A 24,559-nucleotide genomic window follows, 5' to 3' on the forward strand; every position below is an offset into this window, starting at 1 on the left:
AGCTTCTAATACTCTGTTGGCGCTGATTGAAAACTGCCCCCCATCAACAGCAGCGCATTTATCTGCACACCAAAAACAGCAATGCCCATGCGCGCTTCCAACTACTCGTCAATTTGGATCCGGCACAGCGTGTCGAATCAGTGGTAACCAAGCATCGCCAGCGGTTGTCCTCGGTCACCGGAACATTATCAATGTTTCTGGCCTAGCCCATGAATACTGACGGTTCGACAACTTGTGCTGTCGACCAATGATCGCACGAGCCTCTTCAACATCTTGACGAGCCTGGGTCGAGGCCAGGTTTTCACCGATAGCTTTGCGGGCCAAGCGGTTCAACTGACCGAGTACATCCTTAGGTTTGACTACCTGGGTCAGTCTCACCACCGTGTCTTCGGGTATTTGTGAGCCAGTGCTGTCAGGACCTGACATATCTGTTTAAGGTGCGGCCATTAGTCAGGTGTTACTTTTTGCAAGCATCACTTTTCATGACTGTCATTCAAGCCATTTGACGTGGAAGCTGTAGCGCCCGAGGCGCAGAGCCAGTTCCTCGCGTTGTTGTGCGCAGCGAATCTGTGCGACGAGACCCCGCCGTGGGTCCTGCACAACCTCCACATGCACATCGCTCAGACCGCAACTCAGACTTTCCTGGCGGACCACCTCAGCAATTTCTCTCTGTTGCAACGCCGGTTTGAAAATCTTGCCCACCGCCGTCACCGGCAAGGCGTCAACCAGCACAATGCGCTTGGGGATCGCCGCACGCTCGGTGATGTGCCGGGCGGCAAACGCAGCCAGTTGCTCGGTGGTGCAGGGCGACCCCGGGGTGAGCTGCACATACGCGACCGGTACTTCGCCGGCGTGGGCATCAGGGCAACCGATGACGGCAACCAGCGCGACATCCGGATGGCCTTGCAGGACGTCCTCGATCTGCCTGGGGTCAAGGTTGTGCCCGCCGCGAATGATCAATTCCTTTTTACGCCCGGTCAGCCAGAAATATCCATCCTCGTCCTCGCGCCCAAGATCGCCCGTGTTGAGCCAGCGTTGCCCGTCGATGTCGAGCCACAGGCCTTTGTTGTGCGCCGCGTCCAGATAGCCGGCAAAGACATTCGGCCCGCGGATGGCGATCGCGCCCACCTCATTGGGCCTGGCCTGGCGCTGGTACAGGCCATTTTCATCAAGCATCACCGCGCGCATGTGCTGGTAGGGCAGGCGTAGACCGATGGAGCCGATGCGCCGTTCGCCATCGGGCGGGTTGCTGGAAGAAACGCAGGCGCCTTCGGTCAGGCCGTAGCCTTCGAGTACCGGTACGGCGGTTTTTTCCTCGAACGCCTTGAACAGCTCGACCGGCATGGGCGCAGCGCCACACAGGCCGGCTTTGAGGCTGGAGATATCCTGGCCCTGTAACGGTTGCTGCAGCAACGCTGAGTAAAGGGTCGGCACGCCCGAGAAAAAATTGATCCGGAAGTGCTCCACCAGGCTCCAGAAACCGGTCACTACACCGGCACCGCGATAGCCCTGTGGCGTGCCGAGGATCACCTGGTCTCCATGGATCCAGGGCATCAGGCCGGTGACCAGTTGGCCGTTCACGTGAAACAGGGGCAAACCACAGAAAATGACCTGTCCGGGCGGACGCGGGTGCATGCATAAGGTCATCGACCAGGCGTTGAATACCTCCGAACCGTGGGTACGCATCGCAATCTTTGGCAGGCCGGTAGTGCCGCCGGTGCAAAAATAAGACGAGATATCCTCAGCGCGGATTTGTCGACCGCTCTTCAACTGGTTGCCGGGCTGGCGCCTGATCAGGCTGCGCAGGTCAGCGATCTTCACGCCGGGGGTCGCAGTCCTGGCTCGCCATGCCAGCCAGCGCAGTGCCAGGCCTTTGAGCACACCCACGTAGGGCGACAGGCTCACCCACAGCACCTGTCGCACCCCGGGCAGGTCGGGCAACTGGCTGGCAAGCTTGGGCCACAGGTCCGTACCGGGCGTAGGAGCGAGGGTCACGACCACACTGGCGTTGGCCGCGCGCAGCAGCTCGCCGATGTGTGCCGCCTCCAGCAGCGGGTTGATGGCCATGACGATGCCGCAGGCTTCGCCGCCCCAGATGACAAAATGGGTTTCCGGCAGATTGGGCAGGATGAACGCCACCACCTCGTCGCTGCCCACGCCGAGCTCATGCAGCGCGTTGGCGGTGCGGGTGATGTCGGCGAACAGCGCGGCGTAACTCCAGTCGTGGGTATGCTTGAACGTCCTGGCATCGAGGAAAAAGCGCAGGGCGGTGGCATCCGGTGTGCGTTGCGCCTGGGCCTGAAGGGCGGCATAGGTGCTGGCGGGCACTGGCTGTCGGTCCAGCGCGGTGTGTTCGATGGCCAGGATATCGGCGAGGGAGGCGACCGCCATCAGGCTTCCCCCACCACGTGGTTGCGCTGCACGCCGAGGTCGATCACGCCGTCGCTGCTGCGGATACTGGCCTCCACGACATCGCCCACCCTGAGGTACTGGCTGCGGGCTGCCTGGGCCTTTAAGAAGATTTTCCATTTCAGCGCTTCCGGCAATAGCGCGCCGATGCGCTGTTTACCCGGCGAAGGCACCGCCAGCGCGCAGCCGGCCGGCGTACCGGTGGCGATCAGGTCGCCCGCGGCGAAGTCCTGCACGCCGGACAGTTCGCTCAAGGTTTCGGCCGGTCCATGCACAAGGTTGGCGGTGCTATCGCTCTGGCGCACCTGGCCATTGACCGTCAGGCGCAGGTGCAGGTCCTTGAGGTAGCGGGTTTCGTCCGGTGCCAGCAGACACAGGTACGGCCCGACCGGGCCGAAGGTGCGAAAGCTCTTGCCCTTGTAGAATTGCATTTGTGGAATCTGGATATCGCGGGCCGAATAATCGTTGACGATGACCACGCCGGCCACGAACTCGTGCAGGTTGGCCTCGTTGACGGTAACCCTGGTCGTGATCTCACGCTTGAGCACCAGCCCCAATTCGACCTCGTAATCGAGAAAGCGCACCGTGCGCGGCTTGATCAGATCGCTGTCGGCGGCAACGATGCAACTGGTCGCCTTGGTGAATATCATATTGAAATGCTTGGCGTCCGGGTTCATGCCGGATTCGATCATATGCTGGCGGTAATTGGCGCCCTGGCATACGAACTGTTGATCGCGAGTGACCGGGCTGAGCAGCCTGACCTGTTCCAGTCGCAGGGGGTCGCCCTGGACGGCCGCGAGCATGGCCAGGCTCTGCGTGCGCACGAAATCGCCCGTACTGGCGAACGTGCCGGGAACCGGGGTGATCGACTGCCCACGCAGCACGCCCCACTGAATGGTGTTCTGGTAAGCAAAACGCACGACATGCACGGCCATGTGAGGCTCCTGGGCAACGAGGTAAAGGATGGGGTCAGTTCAACGCTCAGCCGAACAGCCTTGCCAGGGTGATCAGCTTGCGCACCGTCAGATCCGGGCTGCGGCGCAGGTGATGGAACATGGCGCGGATGACCGCCAGACGCATCCTGGGGCGGGTAAAGCTCCTGGGCATGCGCTGGCCCCATTGCGCCATGGCCTGCGCGCTGATCCTGTGTAACCCGGTGGGGTGATCGGCGGTAAACAGGTCGCCATCGCAATAGTGCTCATGTTTGTCGCCCCACGGATCCTGCCAGTAATCGAAAATCTGACTGCCCAGAATGTGCCGGCCAATGCCCCAGGCGTGGACCCAGCCGCGCTCGCGCAATACCCGCTGGCCCATGCCCACGGCATCTGCATCCACCACCTCGTAGGCGCTGTGGCTGTAGGCCGGCATCATGCCCTGGGCCAGGGCCAGGGTATGGTGGTCGGCCGGCCTGTCGCCCAGGTCCAGGCGCAGAAAAGCCACCGCCGGCGAGCCATCGGCAAATACCTGCACATCGCTGGGAATCAGACCGAAATGCCCGGTGTACCAGGCGCACGTCGCCTGATAGTCAGCGACTTCAAGTACCACATGGCCCAGGCGAATCACTTCAGGTGGTGCAGCGGGGGGCCGCTGGGTGTTGTTGATCCGGGGCGTCTTGTCCGGTTGATTGACGACCAGGGCAGGGCGGTGTGGCCATTGATCGGCGGGGGTCTGGCCGTAAACGGCTTCCACGCAAAACCCTGAAGGATCGATCAGGCGCACGCGTTGGCCGGCGCCGGGGCCCTGGGCGGGTTCAATGCCGCTGGCGCCGGGCAGGCGCGCGAGCTTGTGCAGGTCGTCAAGGCTGTTCAGGGTCAGCCCGAAGCCGACGAAGCGCTGTTTTGCGGCCCGGTGGACGCGGTAGCAATAAGGGGCCGCGCCTGTGCCGCGCAGGTAGAGGATGTCGCCATCGCACTGGCTGGCGTGCAGGCCGAAATCCTCCAGGTATCGCGCGGCTTTTTTCAGGTCCGGCCGTTCGAAAATCAAATAGGCCAGGCTGCTGGCTTTTACCGTCGGTGAAGGATGACGCGCGGGCTGTTCCGTGAGCAGGCGCGGCGCGATAGTGGTCTCTGGGCGCATCTGTTGGTACTCCTTCCCGTCGATTCGCCGGGTTGATGGGCAGCCTGTGCGTGTCCGGCCGTCAGGACTGGACAGGATGCGGCAGGGGGCTGCCGGCCAGTTTTTTGGCTTTGGCCGGGGTCGCCCCCAGGGCCTTCAACACCATTTCGGCGACCTTCACGTCATGCTCATCGACCGCGCGACCTTCGACCGCGCTGCGCATGCCGCCCAGGGCGCAGGAAAGCACCACATCCAATGCCACGCCTTCGTCTGTGAATTTCAGCGTGCCTTGCGCGGCACCGACGCGAATGTCTTGCAACACATACATCGCCAGTTTCGATTGCAGGCCCTGGTCGAAGTGCACGATGCGCACCAGGGCCCTGGCCCAGTCCGGGTCGGTCATGGCGCGCAGAATGAACATGCGCACCCCGATGGCAATCCGCTGGGCGCCGTTATCGATGCCCTGGCTCAAGCGCGTGATGATCTCGGAGAACTCGCAGGCCAAGGCAATGCCGACGGCTTCGATCACGTCCTCGCGGGTACGGAAATAGTTGTAGATGGTGCCGGTGGAGACTTCGGCCTCTTCGGCCAGGTCGACCAGGCCGGTTTCGAATACATCCTTGCGTGCATACACGCGCAGCGCGGCTTTGAGCAACCCCTGCCGGGTGCGTTCGCGTTTTTTATGACCCCGCGTCAGCGGTGCGTCTGCGTCGATAGGGGAAGCGGCGGTGGGTTTGATCATGGTTTCTGGTACTGCGTCGTGGAAAGTGACAGGCCTCTCAATCAGGCCTGCGTCAATTTTAAATGTTCTTTCAACCTTGCATCAGCGCCATGCAGGCATTCAGCAGCCCTGCCGCCTGAGTGGCGGGCGCGCTGTGCATAATGACGCGGTCCGGGCGCACCGCTAGCAATGATTGTGCCGGCATGCGCTTGAGCAGCTCGCCACTCAAGTCCTCGACCCACGGCGTCTGCGCGCTGCCGTGCTGGCCGCGTTGGACTATCTGCAAAAAATTACCGCCGTGGGCTTGCCAGCGCTCACGGCTGGTCGCGTCAAGGTGCTGGAGAGGGTCACAGCCAAAGCCGATCAGGGTCAGTTGAACACCGAGCGCATCATCACTGAGCACGATGTTGCGGGCGGGATCACGCACCAGGCCTTGAGGCAACAGGCTTCCGCCGGCCAGTACGCCGCGCGGGGCTTTCTGCGTAAAGAGGCCCTGCTTGAACTGGTTGCCGGGTTTGATTTCCAGCTCCTCGAACAGGCGCCGTGCCGGCGGGAACAGGGTCATGGTCTTCAGCACACCGTGGATTAAAACGGCCAGCAGTGCATTGCGCGGCATCACGGCACGCCCCATCAGTTTGGCCAGGTTGATCATCTGTTTGGCGTGGGGCCTGCGCTCCTGATCGTAACTGTCGAGGATCGCGGGCGCGGCCCGGTGGTTGAGCACCCAGGCAAGCTTCCAACCCAGGTTGCACACATCGCGAAGGCCGGCCACCAGGCCTTGGCCGACGAAGGGCGGAGTGATGTGCGCCGCGTCGCCCACCAGAAATATCCGACCGTTCTGAAAACGCGTGCAGCAACGCGCATGAAAGCGGTAAACCGCCGTGCGCTCGATGCTCAGCTCGTCGGCCTTCACCCATGGGGCCAGGAGTTCGGCGATGCGCTGCGGGTGTTCCATGGTCTCGCGAGTTTCGCCGGGCATCAGCATGAACTCCCACCGTTCCCGCCCGCCGGGCGCCGGCATGTGCGGGGTAGGGCGGCGGTGATCGCAGAGGAATTCCACATGATCGATGGCCAGGTTTTCACGGCGATTGGCGTCAATGATCAACCAGTCTTCGGCAAAGGTCTTTCCCGTAAACGCCTGGCCAATCAAGGTGCGAACCCGTGAGCCGGCACCGTCGGCTCCCACCAGGTAACGGGCCTCTACGGTGAGTGGCTGCCCCTGCTCATCGGCGAGAAACGCCTGCACATGGTCGGCATGTTGCCGCACATCCAGCAATTGATAGCCCGTGCGGACGGTCACGCTGGGGTGTTCGCACAAGCGCGTGCGCAAGGCATTTTCCAGGTCCGGTTGATAGAACGTCACCAATTTGGGATGACCGTCGAGGCTGCCGCTGGTATTGGCGCGACTGAACTGACCCAGCACGGGGCAGTGCATTTTCACCTCGGGAATCACCACTTTGTCGAAGGCATCTTCGGCCAGGCCGATCAGTTGCAACAGGCGCAATGCTTCGTTATCCAACGCGATGGCGCGCGGCATGCGCAGGATGTCATGGCGCATATCGACCACCAGCGCATTGACATGATAACGACCGAGCAAGGTCGCCAGGGCTGCGCCCACCGGGCCGAACCCGACGATCAGCACGTCGACCCTGGCGGGCATCTCGGTCCTGTTCTTGTTGTGCATGGCGACCCCGATTGATAGGTGTTGTTTGCCGCGGCTGGACGGCACCTTGATCGAATGCGGTGGAGTGCATTCAATATTGTGAAATTATTCAATATTGGATAAGTTGTCAAAAAAACAATCGCCATCGATAGCAAACCGTATGGCAGTGAGCGCCCGTGATCCGGCGCCAAGGAGCTAGCATGAGCTTCCCCGTGTTCCCCGCCCGCGTGCTGACCGATGAAGAAATTCGTCAATTCCAGGATGACGGCGTGATCATGATCAAGAACGCCATCGCGCCCAACTGGATGGCTTTGATCGAAAGCGGCCTGGAGGAGGCGCGTCAGGATAGTTCGTTGCTGGGCAAGTTCATGTCGCGCAAGGTAAAGGGCTACCAGATGGATATCTTCCTCTGGAAACGGGTGGATGCCTTGCGCGACCTGGTCTATTACGGGCCTTTTGCGCGCTGGGCCCAACAACTGATGCAAAGCGAGCAAGTGCGTTTTTTCTACGATCAGATGTTCATCAAGGAGCCCGGTACGGACGCTCCAACGCCATGGCATCAGGACCTGAGCTTCTGGCCTGTTCGAGGAGAACAGATTTGCTCTTTCTGGATTCCCTGTGACCCGGTCAATCGCGCCAACAGCGGCCTGCTCTACGTCAAGGGTTCGCATAACTGGCCGCAACGCTTCAAAGCCATTTCACCGGATTACGTGGCAGCAATCATCGACGAAGCGATGGACGACGTCCCTGACATCAATGCCAACCTCGACCAATACGAATTGCTTGAATGGGATATGCAGCCAGGCGATATGCTCGTCTTTCATCCATTGACTCTGCATGGCTCCTACGGCAACTCATCGCGCACCCTGCGCCGCCGCGCGCTGGCGTTGCGCTGGATGGGCGACGATGTGCGCTATCACCCCTCGAGCAAACGCATGCCGGTGCATTACGCGCACACCTCCAAACCCGGTGGCCCGCTGGAAGGCGCGGCCTTTCCAATAATCCTGCCCAGCATGGACCCTGCCGAGCGCAGCGTGCGACGTCAGCCTGAACGACCGGCGCTGGGAAAATTACTCGCGTCCCTGGCCACCAATGTACGCGCGGCTGCGCGCTTGCAACTCAAGAGCAACAAAGGCAAACCAAAAGTCCAGACCTGGAAAAGATAACGCAGACGTTCGGGAGAAATGTGATGCACGCAAACGCGCGTTGGCACAAGCGAGTTGTTTTAATCACCGGCGGGACCGCCGGCATAGGCCTGGCGCTGGCCGAGGCGTTCCTGCGGGAAGGCGCGCAGGTGGCGGTTTGCGGCAGGTCCTCAGAGGCCCTGGAGGCATTTACTCGTCTGCATCCCGCCGCCCTTGCGGTCAAAGCCGACGTGACGGTCGTGGCTGAACAGGCAATGCTCTTGGACGCTGTCACGCAGCGGTTTGGCAAGCTCGACATCCTCGTCAGTAATGCGGGCCTGCTCATCGAGCGGGATTTTACCGCGGGCCTGTCCGACATGACCGATCTCTCCGATGAGATCACCCTCAACCTGACTGCGCCGATCCAATTGACCGCAGCCACGCTGGCGCGCTGGCCGGCCCTGGAGGCGCTTGTCATCGTGAGTTCCGGCTTCGCCCTGGTGTCGCCTGCGCGAGCTCCGACCTACGGCGCCGCCAAGGCGGGCCTGCATGGATTTGCCGAGGGCCTGCGCCGGCAGCTCGAGGGAAGGGGAACGCACGTATTGGAGGTTTTGCCTCCCAGTGTTGACACTCGTGCAACAAAAGATAAGCAAGGCAAGAAGATTTCGCCCTCAGAGGTCGCCAAGCAAACCCAAAAAGCACTGGCAAGCAAACGTTCAATGGTGTTGCCAGGTCAGGCGAGATTTTTACCTGTGTTATTGCGCCTCGTACCTGTAATGGCCGGTCGTATAATAGGAAGAGGTTAGTGCCCTTTGATGCCATCAGTTTAATGAACGCTTGTCCGGCTGGATACGAAAGAAGCTCAATCGCTTGGTTTGGGACCCTCCTATTGCCTTTTGATATGCGGTGAAAACAAGTCCAGAATTAAGTTCATTTCTATTTTTTTAATCACAGAAACCCCTTGGATTTCAATGGGCGGACGCCAGATGCGAATCTCGTTTCCCGCTCCAAGACTCATAAAAAAGCCACTCAGACGAGTGGCTTTTTTTGCCTAAGTGTCTGTACTCATGTTGGCGAGCTACTTTCGGCTGATTGTATTGAAAAAGTCGGTTTTCCCAAGACGCTCAAATATTAATGGATGAAAACACCTCTGTTGCACGCTGCTACGTGAAATCCGAGTCCGAACCTTCTGCCAAAAATTCAGATTTCAATCTCAGGCGCGTACTTTTCGGGCGTGGACTTCGCAGCCGACTTTTTCAACAGCATTGGCTAAAAGCTGACGCTGGATAGCGCAGGCAGAATGTCTCCGATATCGCAGTCTCCACCCGTGGCAATCAATAGCATTTTCCCCGAGTACGAAAAGCCGAAAGCTCTTACATCGCTCTCGATTGTCAGCTTGTAAAAAGTCGAGGGCTTATTGTAATCCGCGCCTTACAGCCATGAGTCGGGCTCAACGAGCAATAGAGGGTGTTCGGGCCACTCACGGTCTTTGCCACCCATCGTGGGTGATTGAAGGAAGCCCGCCGCCGTAGATATGAAGACACGAGCAAAAGTTCGGATTCACGATAAAAAACCACATCAAAAAGATTGGCCACTGTGAACTCGCCGGCAATCTCTCAAGTGGGGGAGGACCGCGCTGTCAAATTAGTGTATCGCTGGAGCGCCGACACCATCACGAAGCCATCACTCACGCCGAGCGAGCCGGAAAGCCTGCCCGCTACAATGCCAGAAACGGTGAGCGCCTATTCGCGCGGTACAGTCTGGTTAAATTTTCCGCGATTTGCGTCCAATAGACGAAGAGGTGGTTTGGATGTAACGAGTGTCTTCGACTTCGTAGATGGAGGCAGCGGTCGTTGAAATGCTCGAAACGCAACATACGTCGGCACGAAGGCAAGCATGTCACAGCGAGCAGTACCGTAGTCTGGAATAAACGAGGTATCGCCGACGCGCGCGTACCGCCACCTGTATTGAACGGCGTGCCGAACACCTCATGCACCGTCTAAATCTGACTGCTGATCCCTATCTCTTCGCCATACAAATGAAAGCCCCTGAAATCGATGGTTTCAGGGGCTTTTTGTTTTTTGGTTGTACGTAGAGTTTGTACGTAAAAAAACCGCAGATTCCCCTCCCGTTGTACCAAAAATCACGTACCTGACGGCATGTCCTGTTGCCGCTGACCGAAAACTGACCCAGGTGTTCAACTGCTTCTGCTCACTTTTTGAGCAGGAGAACACAAGGTGATCAGCATGGAAATGTTGGGGAAAATCCGCCGGATGTACTTCCGCGACAAGCTCTCGCTGCATCAGATAGCCAAGTGTACCGGGCTTTCTAGAAACACCATCCGAAAATGGGTCAGAGCGCCCGAAGCCACTCAGCCGGCGTACCAACGGTGCGCAACCTTCAACAAACTCAGCCCTTTCCACGAGACGCTGGAACAGGCGCTCAAGGCCGATTCGTTCCGGCCAAAACACAACCGCAGGAGCCTCAAAGCGCTTTTCGAGCAGATCAAGGCCGAGGTTATGACGGCGGCTACAGCCAGCTCACGGCGTTTGTGCGCTCTTGGCGAGGTGAGCAAGGCAAGTCTTTACGCGCTTTTGTACCGCTGACGTTTGCGCTCGGCGAGGCGTTTCAATTTGACTGGAGCGAAGAGAGTCTGCTGATCGGTGGCCTGTTTCGACGCATCCAGGTCTCCCACATGAAGCTGTGCGCCATTCGCGCATTCTGGTTGGTTGCGTACCCCAGCCAAGGCCACGAGATGCTGTTTGATGCCCATACCCGTTCGTTTGGAGCGTTGGGTGGCGTGCCACGTCGCGACATCTACGACAACATGAAAATGGCTGTCGACAAGGTCAACAAAGGCAAAGGCCGCACGGTCAACGCCCGGTTTTCCGTGATGTGCGCACACTGTCTGTTCGATCCGGACTTCTGCAACGTGGCCTCTGGCTGGGAGAAAGGCATCGTCGAAAAGAACGTGCAGGACAGCCGGAGACGAATCTGGCTCGATGCTCAAAACTGCATGTTCCATACCTTCGAGGAGCTGAACGTCTGGCTCGGCCAATGCTGTCGTACACTCTATGCCGAACTTGTACATCCGCAGTACAGCGGTTTGACGGTGGCAGAAGTCCTGGAGCTGGAGCCGGCTGAAATGATGCCGATGCCGACGGGCTTTGATGGCTACGTGGAACGCACTGTCCGCGTCTCTAGTACCTGCCTGATCAGCGTGGCGCGCAATCGTTATTCGGTGCCTTGCGAGCGTGATGGTCAGGGGGTCAGCAGCCGTTTGTACCCTTCGCGGATCGTGGTCATTGCCGACGAAACGGTGATCGCCAGCCATGAGCGCATCTTTGATCGAGATCAGGTCAGTTTTGACTGGCAGCACTACATCCCGCTCATCGAACGCAAGCCTGGTGCACTGCGCAATGGCGCGCCATTTGCTGATCTGCCAAAACCGTTACGGCTTCTCAAACGGGGACTGAGGCGCCACACCAACGGTGATCGAATCATGATGCAGGTACTGGCTGCTGTGCCAATTGCGGGTCTCGAACCTGTGCTGGTGGCGGTGGAACTGGTACTTGAATCGGGAAGTCTGAGCGCCGATCACATCCTCAATGTCCTTGCCCGCCTGACCTCCACCGCACCACCTCCCTGTGTAGAAACCAGCCAGCAACTCAAGGTCGCGCCTGTTGCCAATACGGCGCGCTACGACCGGCTCCGTACGACCGATGAGGAGAATCGCAATGCGTGACTTGATGACTGAACTCAAAGAACTGCGCCTGCACGGCATGGCCAGTGCTTGGGAAGAACTGGTATCTCAAGGAACAGCGTCGACGGCTTCATCGAAATGGCTGCTGGAACATCTGCTTCAGCAGGAACATGCGGATCGCACGGTGCGCTCGGTGAATCATCAGATGAACATGGCAAAACTCCTCATGCACCGTGACTTAGCTGGCTTTGACTTCAGCGCTTCCAGCGCTGATGCCCGGCTGGTCAGCGATCTATCCAGCTTAGCGTTCACTGAAACCGCGCAGAATGTCGTGTTCATCGGCGGCCCTAGAACCGGGAAAACACACCTGGCCAGTGCCTTGGCTGTATCCGGCATTACGGCCCACAACAAACGCGTGCTCTTTTTCTCCACGGTGGATCTGGTCAATCTGCTGGAGCGTGAAAAGTACGATGGTAAGGCAGGCCGAATCGCCCAGGTACTGCTACGAACAGACCTGGTGATACTCGATGAGCTGGGGTATTTGCCCTTCAGTCAAAGCGGTGGCGCCCTGTTATTTCACCTGCTGTCCAAACTGTACGAACACACCAGCGTGGTTATCACCACCAACCTGAGCTTCTCGGAATGGTCGAGTGTGTTTGGCGACGCCAAAATTACTACGGCTCTGCTGGATCGGCTGACACACCACTGCCATATCGTTGAAACAGGCAACGAGTTTTACCGCCTTCAACACAGCACCTTGGCCGCCCAGACAAAGATCAAGTCACGGGAACGAAAGCGCAAGGACGGAGATGATATCGAGGACGATGAGCCATTTTGATCCGCACCATAAATGCCCTGCTGCATGCGGTGGGGCTTGATGCGTCTTTAATCGGAACACTGCTGCTAAGCTTATCCACAATTGCTGGGACAGAAATCAGCAATCCGTCCTGGGTCAATTTTCATTCGGCAGGGTGGGTCAGTTTTCAATCAGCGCCAACATTTAGAAGAGAGAGGGTTTCGGAAAGTGGATCCATAAGGTGTGCAGGACGATCTCGACAGATAATTGGACTTTGTTGCATTCACAGTCCCAAGTCTAGTCTAGACAATGGTGGCCATGGGTTTTGCCCCTATTCCATGTCAGATTCACAAGGACACGCCATGACCAGCAAACAGTCTCCTCCACTCGGGTTGCGGAGCGGTAACCACCGCAGCAGAGGTACTTGAAGGGTGCGATCTATCCAACACCACCGCCATTGTCACCGGGGGGCATCCGGCCTGGGCCTGGAGACGACAAGAGCACTGGCCAATGCGGGCGCGCGTGTCGTTGTTGCAGCACGTGATGTTGAAGCTGCTCGCGCAAAGACTAACAGAATCCTCAATGTGGAAATCGAGCGACTTGATCTTTCCGACCTGGCCAGCGTGCATGACTTCGCACTGCGTTTCTTGGCAAGCGACCGACACGTCGACATCCTGATCGCCAGCGCGGGAATCATGGCTTGCCCGGAAATCCGTGTAGGGGCGGGTTGGGAGGCACAGTTCGCCACCAATCATCTGGGGCACTACGCCCTCGTGAATTTGCTATGGCCTGCGCTCAAGGGTCGAGCAAGGGTGGTAGTAGTGTCATCGGCGGGGCATCACCAATCGGGTATCCGCTGGAACGATGTGCAATTTACGCAGGGCTACGACAAGTGGTTGGCATATGGGCAGTCGAAGACTGCCAATGCATTGTTTGCTGTCCACCTTGATCGGCTTGGTCAACACGAGGGTTTCCGGGCTTTCTCCCTTCACCCCGGCAAGATTCTCACCCCGCTCCAGCGTCATCTGGCGCAGGATGAAATGATTGCCGCCGGCTGGCTAGACGTCAACGGCCACCTTGCCGATCCGACTTTCAAGACGACGCAGCAAGGTGCGGCAACCCAAGTTTGGGCCGCAACAGCTCCACAGTTGAATGGCATGGGAGGCTTATATTGTGAGGACTGTGAGATCGCTTCGCTGGATGCAAGCGAACCACCATCCTTTGTCGGTGTTCGGCCTTATGCCGCCGACCCTGACCAAGCCGAACGCCTATGAGCACTATCCGCTCAACTTACAGGGATTGACGCTTTTGAAAGGAAATGAGTGATCGGTACAGAACGTCCATACCTATGTTGCTCTCTGTCCGAGGCTGAAGAACTTCTTTGGCTGCGCAACCGAGAAACTGCCCATCGAGTCGCCGCCGCCGTCGCGCACGACGGAAAAACTGGGCAAAGACCCTGGGCGAACAGTTGTTCATCCGCACTGGCCGGGATAGGGAAGGCGACTTCGCTGGATGGTTACTTTCGAAGCGCGTAATGATACGGCGATTTTCCTTCAGTCAAGGGCCGAAACGCTCCGGCATGTCACGCCAGTCTGCGCCCGAGCAAAGCACCCAAAGGACACCGTTGAGCATCAGGCGATCATCCGCTCGCGGGCTTCCGCTGCAGCGGGTTTCAGTGAAGATATCGGCGGCTGCATCAGGGAGTTTATACCGCTTTGCCATCGTGGCCTCCTGGCGTTTATGGCGGCTGATTTTATCGGAGTCGATATTTCAAAGGATTTCATACAGAGCCCAAGTCCAAGGCAGGATAGGGGCGACCAGGCAGCGTAATTACCTGGCCGAAGGATGGCATCAATAGGCGATTTTACCGAATGGGCGCGCTGTAGAACCGAGATAAAATGACAGGATCGCCAATATTTGTGCAGCCGCTGCGGCGGTCACAAGGGCGATGATTGCATCGCCCGGATCTGAAAAGTTTGAGCGTATGAGGCCGAAGGACGCCGGAGCAAACGCATAGGTGGCTTGACTGATCGCCACCATTAACGCGATTACCTTGGCGGTTTGTTCGCGGCTGAACTCGGTCTGTGCGATCAGCGGTGGCAAGGAGGTGGCATTTCCGATGCCTGAACCGATCAGCAGCACCGCCATCCACGCCACTGCCGGGTGACTGTCCAGGCCAAGCAGCATAAGCGTCCCGAGCGTCTGGATGGCGTAGCCCAGGCAAGCCAGTTGACGACGGTCGATGCCCTGGGTCATCAGCCGTACGGCGAGGTAACGACCGCCCATTGCGCTGGCGGTGGCAAGGCCCATGGCGAATGAGGCGTTATGGGCGCCCATGCGTCCCACCAGGATCGAATACAGGTGCGCGATCAAGCCGATCTGCGCGAACAGCCCCAACGACATACCGGCGGCCAGGGTACGGAACTTCGCTGACTTGAGGGTCTGTGCGGCAGTCCAGGGCGCCACGCTGGCGCTGGTTGCGATGGGTTCGGGCAGTGCTGCGTTGTCGGGATGCTGGCCCAGGCTTTGCGGGCTTTTGTTGAAGACCAGAAAGGCAAAGCTGCCCATCAGTGCCACTGCGGTGATAGTGATCACCAGCGCCGCCGTGCCAAAGCCAAAACGCTCAATCAAAAACACCCACAAGGGCGAGAAGATTACCCCGCCCAGGCTGGCACCGTTGTATGCCTTGCCCAGGGCCTTGGGCCGCTCTTTGACATACCAAGGGGCGATCAATGTATTGACGGCGGCGGCACCCAGCGTGACCCAGCCGATGCCCGAGCAGATGGCGCCGGCATACAACACCCATAGCTGGTTGGCCTGGGCCCAGATATTCACCCCGACTCCCAATACGATGCTGCCGAGCAACGTAATGGCAGGCACGCCGAAGCGGGCATAAATCCGCGGCAGGTTGGCAATGACCAGTGTGCCGCTGAGAAAGTGCAGGGTGACGGCTGCCGATACCTGGGCGATCGGCCAGCCAGTACGCTCCATGACGGCCTGCATGTAAATGGGCGGCCCATAAAAACCTACGCCCCAGCCGACCACTGCCAGGATGAACGTGCAGGTCAGTACGGTTTGTCCAAAAAAACGGGTGTTCTTCATCGCCATCTCCTCCATGTTGGCTCATAGGTTATGCTTGCGATGACGGTTTCACTTCGAGGAGCATCGAACAATGGATGTTGAGCAATCGGAATTGCGCCTGGCCAATGTCGCTTCGGCGATTGCCGATCCTGCCAGGGCGCGCATGTTGTGCTGCTTGCTGGATGGCCGGGCTCGTACGGCCACCGAGTTGGCTGTGGTCGCGCAGAAGAGTCCTTCCACGGCGTCCAGCCATTTTAAGAAACTGCTGGACCAAGGGCTGGTGACGTTGGTTTCCCAAGGGAAGCATCGCTACTTCCAGCTCGCAAGTGCCGATGTCGCCAAGGCACTGGAAGGGCTGTTGTCCATTACCTCATTTGAGGTGCCGGCGTTCAAGCCTTCCACGCCTTGCCATCTGCGCCATGCCCGCACCTGCTACGACCATCTGGCCGGGGAAGTGGGTGTCATGCTGCACGATGCCTTGCTGGTGGGCGAGTGGATGTGCCAAGAGCAGGGCGACTATGAACTGACCCCCAAGGGCATTGAGCACCTGACCCGAATCGGCATGGACCTCACTTCCGACACCCGGGCGCGGCGCCGGTTTGCCTTCCCCTGTCTGGACTGGAGCCAGCGCTGCGCCCATGTAGGTGGCACCCTAGGCGCGGCGTTGCTGGGCCATATAGTGCGGGACAAGTGGCTCGTACATACCCTGGATTCGCGTGCATTGATAGTCACTGGCAAAGGCCGCAAGCGTCTGGCGAGCGAGTTTGATATCCAGTTGGTGGTGTGACTAGGTTTAGTTTTTGTCACTCGTAGGTTTAACTCAAATCGATTTGGTAGGTGACTTTGCCGGACGGTTAGTGCGCCAGTTAAAGCTGGCGGAGGATAGTCGATGAAAGTTCGATACTGGTAAGAAATGGCAAATCAACCAGACCCCGAGTCATGCATGTTGCACCGTGAGGTGCAGCGTGAAGCGTTGACAGGGGAAACCGATGGGCCAGCCATTGAGCCGCGTAATCAGGAATTCGGGATGCCGATGCTGTTAAGCGAAGCAGAAGGCAATACGGAGCATGGCGTTATACGCCAGTCATGCTCTGATCCCGCGCGGTCGGAGACCCTGTGCACGTCGGGAAGTCCTTCGCACAGAAACAGGGAGATCTCAGCACTGCCCGGTGCGCAAGCACCGGGCGGAGCAGGAAAGGCCAAAAACCGTAGCCCTGCTGTCCACGGCGCTGAGAAGTCGGATACGTCCGTAGTACCTGAGAAGCCATTGAACAAAGGGCTAAGCCCTGCGGAGATAGTGGAGGAAAGGGACGTAGCCAAGGGAAACATCAACGGGCCTCCCGCGCCCCGGACACTGAGCCGGATCAGTTGCGCGTCGATGGGACTTGAAGGTGTACGTGAAGCAGCCCGAAGGAACAAGGGCACGCAGTTCACGGCATTGCTGCACCACGTCACACCGCAGTTACTGGCGCAGAGCTTTTATGCCCTGCGCCGCGATGCCGAAGTGGGCGTGGACGGCATGTCGTGGCGAGAATATGAGGAAGGTCTTCTCCAGCGGGTGAGCGATTTGCACACAAGGCTTCACAGTGGAGCCTATCGGGCAACGCCGTCGCGGCGGGTCTATATCCCCAAAGCCGACGGCAGGCAGCGTCCGCTGGGCATTGCCTCTCTGGAGGATAAGATCGTACAGCAGGCGGTCGTTACCGTTATGAATGCGATTATGAAGAAGACTTTCTAGGATTCTCGTATGGGTTTCGGTCGGGACGTAGCCAGCACGATGCGCTGGATGCGTTGACGGTCGCGCTCAAGGGCCAGAAGGTGAACTGGATATTGGATGCGGATATCACTTCGTTCTTTGATGAGATCGACCATGAATGGATGCTGATGTTTCTAGGGCACCGGATTGCAGACCGGCGCCTGCTCGGGCTTATCTGCAAATGGCTTCAGCCGGGTGTTATGGAAGATGGCCGTAGGGTGGCTGCGACCAAGGGGACGCCCCAAGGCGCAGTGATATCGCCATTGCTGGCGAATATCTATCTTCACTACGTGCTGGATTTATGGGCAAGGCAGTGGCGCGAGCGACATGCCCGTGGTGATGTGATCGTTGTGCGCTACGCGGACGACAGCGTCGTGGGGTTCAGGACGCAATGGCAGGCTCAACAGTTCTGATGCAGTTGCAGGAACGCTTGGCCAGGTTCGGTTTATCCCTAAACGCCTCGAAGACAGGGGTGATTGAGTTTGCTCGTTTTGCTGCGAGAAATCGTAGGAAGCGAGGGTTAGGTAAACCGGAGACGTTTGACTTCCTGGGCTTCACGCACTGTTGCAGTACCAACAGAAGCGGTGGTTTTCAAATACTGCGACTGAAGGTCAAGAAGCGAATGCGTGCGACGCTGCTGGCTATTCGGGATGAGCTGAAGCGCCGACGTCATGAGCCCATCCGGGCTCAAGGGCAATGGCTTACTCGGGTGGTGAGTGGTTACTTCAACTACCACGCGGTGCCGGGAAATCTGATACGTCTGGGTGGTTTTCGTCTGGCGGTATGCCGTCTATGGCGGCAAGCCCTCAAACGTCGCAGCCAGCGTAATCGGCTTCAATGGTTACGCTACGGACGCCTTGCTGACCTCTACATACCTAGGCCCAGAAATGCACATCCTTACCCTGAGCATCGCTTCGCGTCACACACCCGAAGCAGGAGCCGTATGCGGTAGTTCCGCACGTACGGATCTGTGCGGGGGGTGGTAGGTAACTGCCATCCCTACCGCGACCCGATGGACTTGCGTAGATTGCCAATGCCGGTTGTACCAAACCTGCTTGAAAAGCCGGTGTTCGGCCTTCAATAGTTCGGATAGTTTGCGCGGCTCCTGATTGAATTCGCGCTCAAACTTCACCTTTTCCAATAGGTCTTCGACGAACTCACCTAACAACGGCCCAAGGTTCGTCGCGTATCGGGAATTGCTGGTGTTGAATACTTTGGTCAAGTCCGGATGCGACAAGCGTGTATAACCCCACGATCACTGAAATCGTGAGTATTGTGGGTCACAAAGCCGTACACGGCGTCGGCGCTGGAATTGGCGGCAAGCACATCAATGTATGTCTCAATGATGATCGCGTCGTCTAGCATCGGCACCTTCACCGCAGAGAAAGGCGGCTTCACCGGCCAGTTCCGCACCCTGACTTTGAACGTCAAGGCCAAACTGATTCCCAACGACAAGGGCGACACCGAGAACGTCCCCGACTTCCGCCTTCAGGCGGCCGGCCACGACATCGGCGCGGCGAGGAAGAAGATCAGCGAAGCCGAGCGGCCCTACGTGTCCGTATCCCTCGACGATCCTTCGTTCCCGGCGATGGTCTATGATCGACTGATCGAGAACGGCACGCACGACCTGATCTGGTCGCGCAACAAGCCCAAGGCGGCCTGACGGCCGTCCACCGCGCCCCGCACATTGCGGCGGAGCGCCGTGCCTACAGCGTGACGCGCTCCTTTAACACCACCTCAAGCTCCTGACGCAGCTGCGCCAGAAGCTGCTCGGCCTTGCGCGAGTCGCCGGCATAGGCCAGCGTCAGCAACGTGAGCGGATGCACGTCCATGACCTCCCACAGCTCGGTCAGATTGTGCATAGTCGGGCTTTTCAGGTCGCGCTCCAGCGAACTCATGTAGGTATGGTTGGACACGTCGGAGAACGCTTCCTGGCTCAAACCGCGCGCTTTTCTGGCCGTCCGTACTGCAGTCGCCAATGAGTGTTTCGCTGTCACCAACTTGGTTTCCCGGAGAAACCAAGATGACAGCCCAATGCACCCAATAGGGCTACAATCTAAAGTGTTCACTCCTGCTTGGCCGAACCGCTTCCGTGCTTTTACGGAAATCCGCATGGGCGGATTCTGACAGAATGGGGGAACCGCATCCGTGTCTTGCCTGGCCTGCGTAAATCCGCTTCGCTGGTTCCGCGCTCGGTGCAAACGTATCCGTGCATCCTCGAATGCGTGGGAATTCGGGCTAGGACCCAGCCGCTCGTCACCGCTGAACAGCAGGCGCAACTGCTTGCCGGCGGTGCGACTATTCACCCCGGCGCGTACGCAACCTGACTGCTGGCCGCGCTCTACCCGGCCGATGGCGAGACGGCATGGGGGCTGATCGACCTGGAAATAGGCATGCCCAGCCTGGAGCCATGTGAAGCTGTCCGATCTGGCGTCCATCGTCGGGCCGCGCAATCAGCCGGTGATGCGCGATCGCTACTTCCAGCCCGTGCGGCTGCTGTCGGAGTACCAACGATTGGCCGAGGAAAACGGCTCGATCCTGGCTGAGCAGTCCCAGCCAACAACGGCGCATTCTGACTATTTCAGTCTTACCCAAGACCTGATTGGCTAAATCCACACTCTTGCACCGGGTGCGCATCTGTTGCAAACAGTCATGCTCTTTGACGCGGGCTGCTGCACGGTGCTCAATGCTGCGCACCATTCTTGTGGCGGCGCAGCCGTCGCATTCAGGCGATTTCCGCAATGCCTTGGAGCGAATCAGTGTTGACACCAGCAGTTACAGCCTACCCCGATTTCGATGACGACTTAATGGCGACTCGATAGCTCTTCCTGCACGCTGGAATCCGTGGCGAAGTTCCTGCTGAATGACAGGAGGCCGCATCATGCGCTGACCCGAGCGCCGAACACTGGTATCCGATCACTGCGTATCTCTACACGCTGCACCTCGACGGCCCCGTGCTGGCGTGGGAATCTCTGCGCCGTCACCCCGACTACCACCGCGACTGGCTGCGCAGGCGCCGCTGGCCAGAGTCCGCCGCGCGCTGGGTATTGCGCCTGCTGGAAGATCCCGCGCTGGATGCGCGCGACGCGCATCCGGTTTGGTTCCCCGATCACGATGCGGTGGTGTAGCTCTACCCGGATGCCGACTCGCCGACCGCCGCGGTGGCTTTCGCGTTCTGGCGCCTCCCCGGCCACAAGCATCTGGTCCACGATGGTAGGCGCCTGGTGCTGCTGACACGCTGGCCGGGTTGCTGCCTGCGGCTGATGATCGCTCCCGGCCTGGCCGATGGCATGGCCTACGCCTATGCCACCCGCGTCTGCGCGCGCTATCAGGCGCTGGCGTGCGAGTTGGACAAGCTGGCCACCGTTGGGGATGCCGTGCCTGGGGGAACGGCACTGCCACGGCCTACATCTGCCGCGCAGTTGGAACTGCACACGTTCCAGTCGCTCGATGCGACCTTGGTGGGCGCGTTCTTGCGCGACGCGGCCGGAGGGGGGCGGAGCCAATGCCGTCGCGGATGACTGGTATCCCGACAGCGCTTTTCGCGCTCGCGTTCGTCGGCTGGTAAGCCGGGGACATGCACTGATGCCCGACGGCTATCGCCGCCTGGCACAGCTTCCACCGTTGCCATTGCGCTAGGGCCGATCGAACGGTTTTCTATCCAGCAAACAGTCGATGAATGCACCGAGGAGGGCTGGTCTATGCTGACTGCTCGGGTAGTAGAGAAACAACCCCGGACGCGAAATTGACCAGTCCGGCAGGATCTGGACCAGCCGTCCCTGTGCCAAAAGCTCGCCCACGCCATCTCGCTCAAAGTGATAGGCAATGCCGAGCCCGTTCAGCGCAGCAGCAATGCCGATGTCGGGATGATTGGTGACGACGGGGCCGTCCACCACCACTTCTAGTCGTTGCCCTCGCTTCTTGAACTCCCAACGATATTGCCTACCATCCATCTGGAGCCGCCAATTGATGCAAGCATGGTCATGCAGCTCGGCAGGTGACTTGGGTGTTCCTCGACGCGCGAGATAGTCTGGGGACGCCACGGCAACCATATTCATGTCCGGCGTGAGGCGGACGGCAACCATGTCTTTTTCGAGCTGTCCGCCCACACGGATGCCCGCATCAAAGCGGCCAACGACAATATCCGCCAACGCGTCGTCCACCACGATGTCGAGCACCACGTCAGGGTGTGCTTGGTGGAAGCGTGAAAGCCGGGGCGCGATGATGGTTCGCGCTGCAATTCCCAGCGTGTTGATGCGAAGCGTGCCGCTCATCTGTCCTGTCGCTTCGCTGGCTTCAACGACTGCAGCAGCCAGCTCTCGAAACAACGGCGCGATGCGCCTGTAAAGCAGTTCGCCACTTGCCGATGGGGCGACGCTTCGAGTCGTGCGATTCAAGAGGCGAGCGCCGATGCGGCGTTCGAGCTTTCGGATCGTCTGGCTGAGCGCCGAAGGCGACAGACCCAGATGCTCTGCAGCTCGGGAAAAGCTCTGGCGCTCCACCACGGCTACGAAGGCTTTCAGCTCAGCGAAGTCAGATCCACGCATTCTGTATCGTTTCCTAAATAACCCATCAAGATTCTAGGGTATTCACTCACTAGACGTCGACGCGCATTCTGAGGCCTTCGTTGAATCCACGGAGCCTGAAAGATGAGCGACTTGAACCTCCCTGAGCCAATTGCCGCGTATTTTGCGGCCGGACACAACCCGGACGCCTTGGCGCGTTGCTTCACCGCGCAAGCCGTCATGAAGGACGACGGTCATACCTACACGGGCATCGACGCCATCAAGGCTTTTATGGCCGAGGCATCGGCCAGGTACAGCGCGACGAGTGTGCCGTTCGCCCTCGACCCGGAGGGCGACTTCCAGTGCGTCCGTGCCGATGTCACCGGCAACTTCCCTGGCAGTCCGGTCGTTCTGTCCTATCGCTTTCGCCTTGAACGCGGCCTGATCGCATCGCTGGAGATCACGGCATGAGCTTCGACCTTCATCTGAACGGCCTGCGGGCGTTGGTCACCGGCGGTACGCTGGGGCTTGGCGCTGCTGTGGTGGAAACCCTTGCGGAGGCCGGCGCTCGGGTGACGGCATCTGCCCGCAGCGTGCCCACGGAGCCGGTGACGGGCGTCAACTACTTGGCTGCCGATCTGTCGACGGCGGAAGGTGCGACTCACCTTGCTCAGACAGTCCTGCGGGACTGGGGCGGCGTCGATATTCTGATCAATGTGCTTGGTGGTTCGAAGACGCCCGGTGGCGGTTTCGCTGCGATCAGTGATGAGCACTGGTTCGCCGAGCTGAACCTAAACTTGATGCCTGCCGTACGCCTGGATCGTGCGTTGCTGCCGGCGATGCTGGCTCAGGGCTCCGGCGTCATCATCCACGTCAGCTCCATCCAACGTATATTGCCTCTGCCCGAGTCCACCACCGCCTACGCCGCAGCCAAAGGGGCGCTCACGACCTACAGCAAGTCGCTGGCGAGAGAGGTGACTCCGAAGGGAGTTCGCGTCCTGAGCGTTGCGCCGGGCTGGATCGAGACCGAGGCTTCCGTAGCGTTTGCGCAGCGGATGGCTGCAGAGGCCGGGACGGATTACGATGGCGGCAAGAAAATTATCATGGATTGGTTGGGAGGAATTCCAGTTGGCCGACCGGCTACACCACAAGAGGTGGCCGATTTGATCGCTTTCCTCGCATCCCCGCGGTCTGCTTCGATCGCAGGGGCCGAGTATCGAATCGACGGCGGCACTGTTCCTACCCTGTAGCCTGTAGCCGCGCTCCAGGCTAATGGGGGCCGGCAGTGTTAACTGGCCCCTGGGGGATGTTTTGCGTCCTTTGCAGATCGTCCCTTAGCAAGGAGCCTCGCACTCTTGAAAGTGCCTCTATCCGGCCGCGTGGTGTGGCCGGGCTTGATGGAGGTATATCCCATGCGACACGCTCCCTTGCGGCCTTCCGCCGATGCCGCCGCTGCGCCCGTGCAGCCCCAACGCTACCTGACAAACGACGGAGCAGCCGAGTATCTGCGCCTGTACCGCGCACGCTGGAGAAACAGCGCGTGATCGGTGGCGGCCAGAAGTTCCGCAAGTTCGGCGACCGCGTCATGTACGCGGTGGCCGACCTCGATGCCTGGGCCGACCAGCGCAGCTACGAGACCACGTCCGACCCGGAATACGCCGAGCGCCATGCAGGCGACTATCGCGATGGCTGCTGATCGTCGGTTCGCCGGCGGCCATCGTCATGTCCTGCCCATCGCGGCCTTCGGGGCAGCGATCGCAGCAGGGGGAACAGCTCAACCTGTTCCGCGCGCTGTCGGGCGACAGCCAGGATTTGATAGTTTTTCCTTTCTTCTCGCTGGCGACGTCGCGACGCACGGCGCCGATCAACTTCCGCAGCGGGAACATCACCATCCGCGTGGAAGGCACCGCCGAGCAAGGCATTGCCACGATATGGGATGCTGACGTTTTGATATGAGCCGTTTCCCAGATCGTGGAGGCGCACGACGCGGGCTTGATACGCACCACGCCCTACGAGATCCTGCGCTTCGTCGGGCTCGGCAAGTCCCTCAAAGACCACCAGCTCCTGAAAGCCGCGCTCGACCGCCTGCAATCGACCAGCGTGGCGACTTCCATCCGCGAAGCGACCGGGCGACGCCTGCACCGCTTTTCGTGGGTGAACGAATGGTGCGAGCAGGCCGACGCCAACGGCACGCCGCTGGGCATCGAACTGATCCTGCCGGACTGGTTCGATGCCGGCGTGCTCGACGCCTCCCTGGTGCTGACCATCGACCCGGCCTATTTCCGCTTGAAGGGCGGTATCGAACGCTGGCTGTACCGCCTGGTGCGCAAGTGCGGCGGGCGGCAGAAACACGGCTGGCAATTCGACTACCGGCACCTGCACCGCAAGTCCGGCAGCGCGGCGCGCCTCTCGGACTTCGCTTACGACCTACGCGTGCTGGTCGCGCGTCAGTCGCTGCCTGGCTACATCCTGGGCATCGAGCCGACGCCGGGCGAACGGCTGGAACTGCTGACCTTCCGGCCCGTGCCTTGCACCGCACGAGTATAACTGCGGGAAAAGGTGTGGACGGCCTCGTACTATCAGGAGTACGGGGTATCGTGCTATCGGGAGTACGCCTATAGTGCTATTAGGAGTACGAAAACGCCAAAAAGCCAGTAACGGCGCGGGTTTGCGTCCATTCTAACTTACCTAACTATAAATCTCTAACTTTTAGTAGAAGCACGCCGTTACGGTGGACAACCACGAA

18 protein-coding genes and 6 pseudogenes are annotated in these 24,559 nt (G+C 59.3%); 15 read left to right on the forward strand and 9 right to left on the reverse strand.

Annotation, left to right across the window (positions count from 1 at the left end; all coding sequences use genetic code 11):
- Positions 1-489: 489 nt before the first annotated feature.
- From HDC32_RS26240 to HDC32_RS26260, 5 genes are all read right to left on the reverse strand, one after another.
- Positions 490-2,391: an acyl-CoA synthetase gene (locus tag HDC32_RS26240; protein ID WP_145338217.1), complete on the reverse strand. Its 1,902-nt coding sequence runs from the start codon at positions 2,389-2,391 to the stop codon at positions 490-492.
- Complete coding sequence (locus tag HDC32_RS26245; RefSeq protein WP_145338218.1) at positions 2,391-3,344, reverse strand: fumarylacetoacetate hydrolase family protein; 954 nt, start codon at positions 3,342-3,344, stop codon at positions 2,391-2,393. The genes HDC32_RS26240 and HDC32_RS26245 overlap by 1 nt, the downstream gene beginning before the upstream one ends.
- A gap of 46 nt (positions 3,345-3,390) precedes the next feature.
- On the reverse strand, positions 3,391-4,485 hold the full coding sequence (locus tag HDC32_RS26250; protein WP_184746079.1) for a VOC family protein: 1,095 nt from the start codon (positions 4,483-4,485) through the stop codon (positions 3,391-3,393).
- Between the two features lie 61 nt (positions 4,486-4,546).
- Entirely contained in the window at positions 4,547-5,206 is a 660-nt protein-coding gene (locus HDC32_RS26255; RefSeq protein ID WP_184746081.1) for a TetR/AcrR family transcriptional regulator, read from the reverse strand.
- Between the two features lie 70 nt (positions 5,207-5,276).
- Entirely contained in the window at positions 5,277-6,869 is a 1,593-nt protein-coding gene (locus tag HDC32_RS26260; protein ID WP_184746083.1) for a bifunctional 3-(3-hydroxy-phenyl)propionate/3-hydroxycinnamic acid hydroxylase, read from the reverse strand.
- A gap of 179 nt (positions 6,870-7,048) precedes the next feature.
- Here HDC32_RS26260 and HDC32_RS26265 point away from each other — a divergent pair, with 179 nt between their 5' ends.
- The 5 genes and pseudogenes from HDC32_RS26265 to HDC32_RS26285 all read left to right on the forward strand — a co-directional run bounded on the left by HDC32_RS26265 (position 7,049) and on the right by HDC32_RS26285 (position 13,745).
- Complete coding sequence (locus HDC32_RS26265) at positions 7,049-8,014, forward strand: phytanoyl-CoA dioxygenase family protein (protein ID WP_184746085.1); 966 nt, start codon at positions 7,049-7,051, stop codon at positions 8,012-8,014.
- A gap of 23 nt (positions 8,015-8,037) precedes the next feature.
- A complete protein-coding gene (locus tag HDC32_RS26270; protein ID WP_145338223.1) occupies positions 8,038-8,778 on the forward strand; it encodes an SDR family NAD(P)-dependent oxidoreductase in 741 nt (246 codons plus the stop codon).
- Positions 8,779-10,218: 1,440 nt separating this feature from the next.
- Positions 10,219-11,717 (forward strand): annotated as a pseudogene (gene istA / locus HDC32_RS26275) (IS21 family transposase).
- Positions 11,710-12,513 (forward strand): IS21-like element ISPsy20 family helper ATPase IstB, encoded by an 804-nt coding sequence (gene istB, locus HDC32_RS26280; RefSeq protein WP_145338224.1) that lies wholly within the window; start codon positions 11,710-11,712, stop codon positions 12,511-12,513. The pseudogene istA and the gene istB overlap by 8 nt, the downstream one beginning before the upstream one ends.
- Positions 12,514-12,902: 389 nt before the next feature.
- Positions 12,903-13,745, forward strand: coding sequence for an oxidoreductase (locus HDC32_RS26285; protein WP_371921002.1), 843 nt, complete (start codon positions 12,903-12,905; stop codon positions 13,743-13,745).
- 286 nt (positions 13,746-14,031) lie between these two features.
- Here HDC32_RS26285 and HDC32_RS26290 read toward each other — a convergent pair.
- Both HDC32_RS26290 and HDC32_RS26295 read right to left on the reverse strand, forming a co-directional pair.
- Positions 14,032-14,193: pseudogene (locus HDC32_RS26290) on the reverse strand (transposase); the annotation flags it as partial.
- A 129-nt stretch (positions 14,194-14,322) separates the two neighbouring features.
- Entirely contained in the window at positions 14,323-15,573 is a 1,251-nt protein-coding gene (locus HDC32_RS26295) for an MFS transporter (RefSeq protein WP_145338225.1), read from the reverse strand.
- Positions 15,574-15,643: 70 nt separating this feature from the next.
- Between HDC32_RS26295 and HDC32_RS26300 the strand changes: the two genes are divergently transcribed.
- The 4 genes from HDC32_RS26300 (at position 15,644) to HDC32_RS26310 (ending at position 18,971) form a co-directional block, all read left to right on the forward strand.
- A complete protein-coding gene (locus tag HDC32_RS26300; protein ID WP_145338226.1) occupies positions 15,644-16,339 on the forward strand; it encodes a helix-turn-helix transcriptional regulator in 696 nt (231 codons plus the stop codon).
- 156 nt (positions 16,340-16,495) lie between these two features.
- The gene (locus tag HDC32_RS32570) at positions 16,496-17,290 is read left to right on the forward strand and encodes a hypothetical protein (RefSeq protein WP_371921001.1); all 795 of its coding nucleotides are present in this window, start codon (positions 16,496-16,498) and stop codon (positions 17,288-17,290) included.
- Between the two features lie 44 nt (positions 17,291-17,334).
- Positions 17,335-17,721: a reverse transcriptase domain-containing protein gene (locus tag HDC32_RS32575; RefSeq protein WP_371921004.1), complete on the forward strand. Its 387-nt coding sequence runs from the start codon at positions 17,335-17,337 to the stop codon at positions 17,719-17,721.
- Between the two features lie 932 nt (positions 17,722-18,653).
- On the forward strand, positions 18,654-18,971 hold the full coding sequence (locus tag HDC32_RS26310) for a DUF736 family protein (RefSeq protein WP_145338328.1): 318 nt from the start codon (positions 18,654-18,656) through the stop codon (positions 18,969-18,971).
- A gap of 43 nt (positions 18,972-19,014) precedes the next feature.
- Here the strand turns inward: HDC32_RS26310 and HDC32_RS26315 are convergent, their stop codons facing one another.
- Positions 19,015-19,305 (reverse strand): helix-turn-helix domain-containing protein, encoded by a 291-nt coding sequence (locus HDC32_RS26315; protein ID WP_145338227.1) that lies wholly within the window; start codon positions 19,303-19,305, stop codon positions 19,015-19,017.
- Between the two features lie 282 nt (positions 19,306-19,587).
- On the opposite strand from HDC32_RS26315, the pseudogene HDC32_RS26320 reads away from it, so the two are divergent.
- Together HDC32_RS26320 and HDC32_RS26325 are read left to right on the forward strand one after the other, a co-directional pair.
- A pseudogene (locus tag HDC32_RS26320) lies at positions 19,588-19,846 on the forward strand (DUF2958 domain-containing protein); the annotation flags it as partial.
- Positions 19,847-20,223: 377 nt separating this feature from the next.
- Positions 20,224-20,947: pseudogene (locus tag HDC32_RS26325) on the forward strand (DUF7011 domain-containing protein).
- Here the strand turns inward: HDC32_RS26325 and HDC32_RS26330 are convergent.
- Entirely contained in the window at positions 20,944-21,855 is a 912-nt protein-coding gene (locus HDC32_RS26330) for a LysR family transcriptional regulator (RefSeq protein WP_145338228.1), read from the reverse strand. The pseudogene HDC32_RS26325 and the gene HDC32_RS26330 overlap by 4 nt on opposite strands.
- A 102-nt stretch (positions 21,856-21,957) precedes the next feature.
- On the opposite strand from HDC32_RS26330, the gene HDC32_RS26335 reads away from it, so the two are divergent.
- The 4 genes and pseudogenes from HDC32_RS26335 to HDC32_RS26350 all read left to right on the forward strand — a co-directional run bounded on the left by HDC32_RS26335 (position 21,958) and on the right by HDC32_RS26350 (position 24,360).
- A complete protein-coding gene (locus tag HDC32_RS26335) occupies positions 21,958-22,284 on the forward strand; it encodes a nuclear transport factor 2 family protein (RefSeq protein ID WP_145338229.1) in 327 nt (108 codons plus the stop codon).
- Positions 22,281-23,063: an SDR family oxidoreductase gene (locus HDC32_RS26340; RefSeq protein ID WP_145338230.1), complete on the forward strand. Its 783-nt coding sequence runs from the start codon at positions 22,281-22,283 to the stop codon at positions 23,061-23,063. The genes HDC32_RS26335 and HDC32_RS26340 overlap by 4 nt, the downstream gene beginning before the upstream one ends.
- A gap of 162 nt (positions 23,064-23,225) precedes the next feature.
- Positions 23,226-23,509 (forward strand): annotated as a pseudogene (locus HDC32_RS26345) (helix-turn-helix domain-containing protein).
- 26 nt (positions 23,510-23,535) lie between these two features.
- Positions 23,536-24,360 (forward strand): annotated as a pseudogene (locus HDC32_RS26350) (replication initiator protein A).
- Positions 24,361-24,559: the final 199 nt, after the last annotated feature.

Source organism: Pseudomonas sp. JAI120, from assembly GCF_014207255.1.
Lineage (GTDB): Bacteria > Pseudomonadota > Gammaproteobacteria > Pseudomonadales > Pseudomonadaceae > Aquipseudomonas.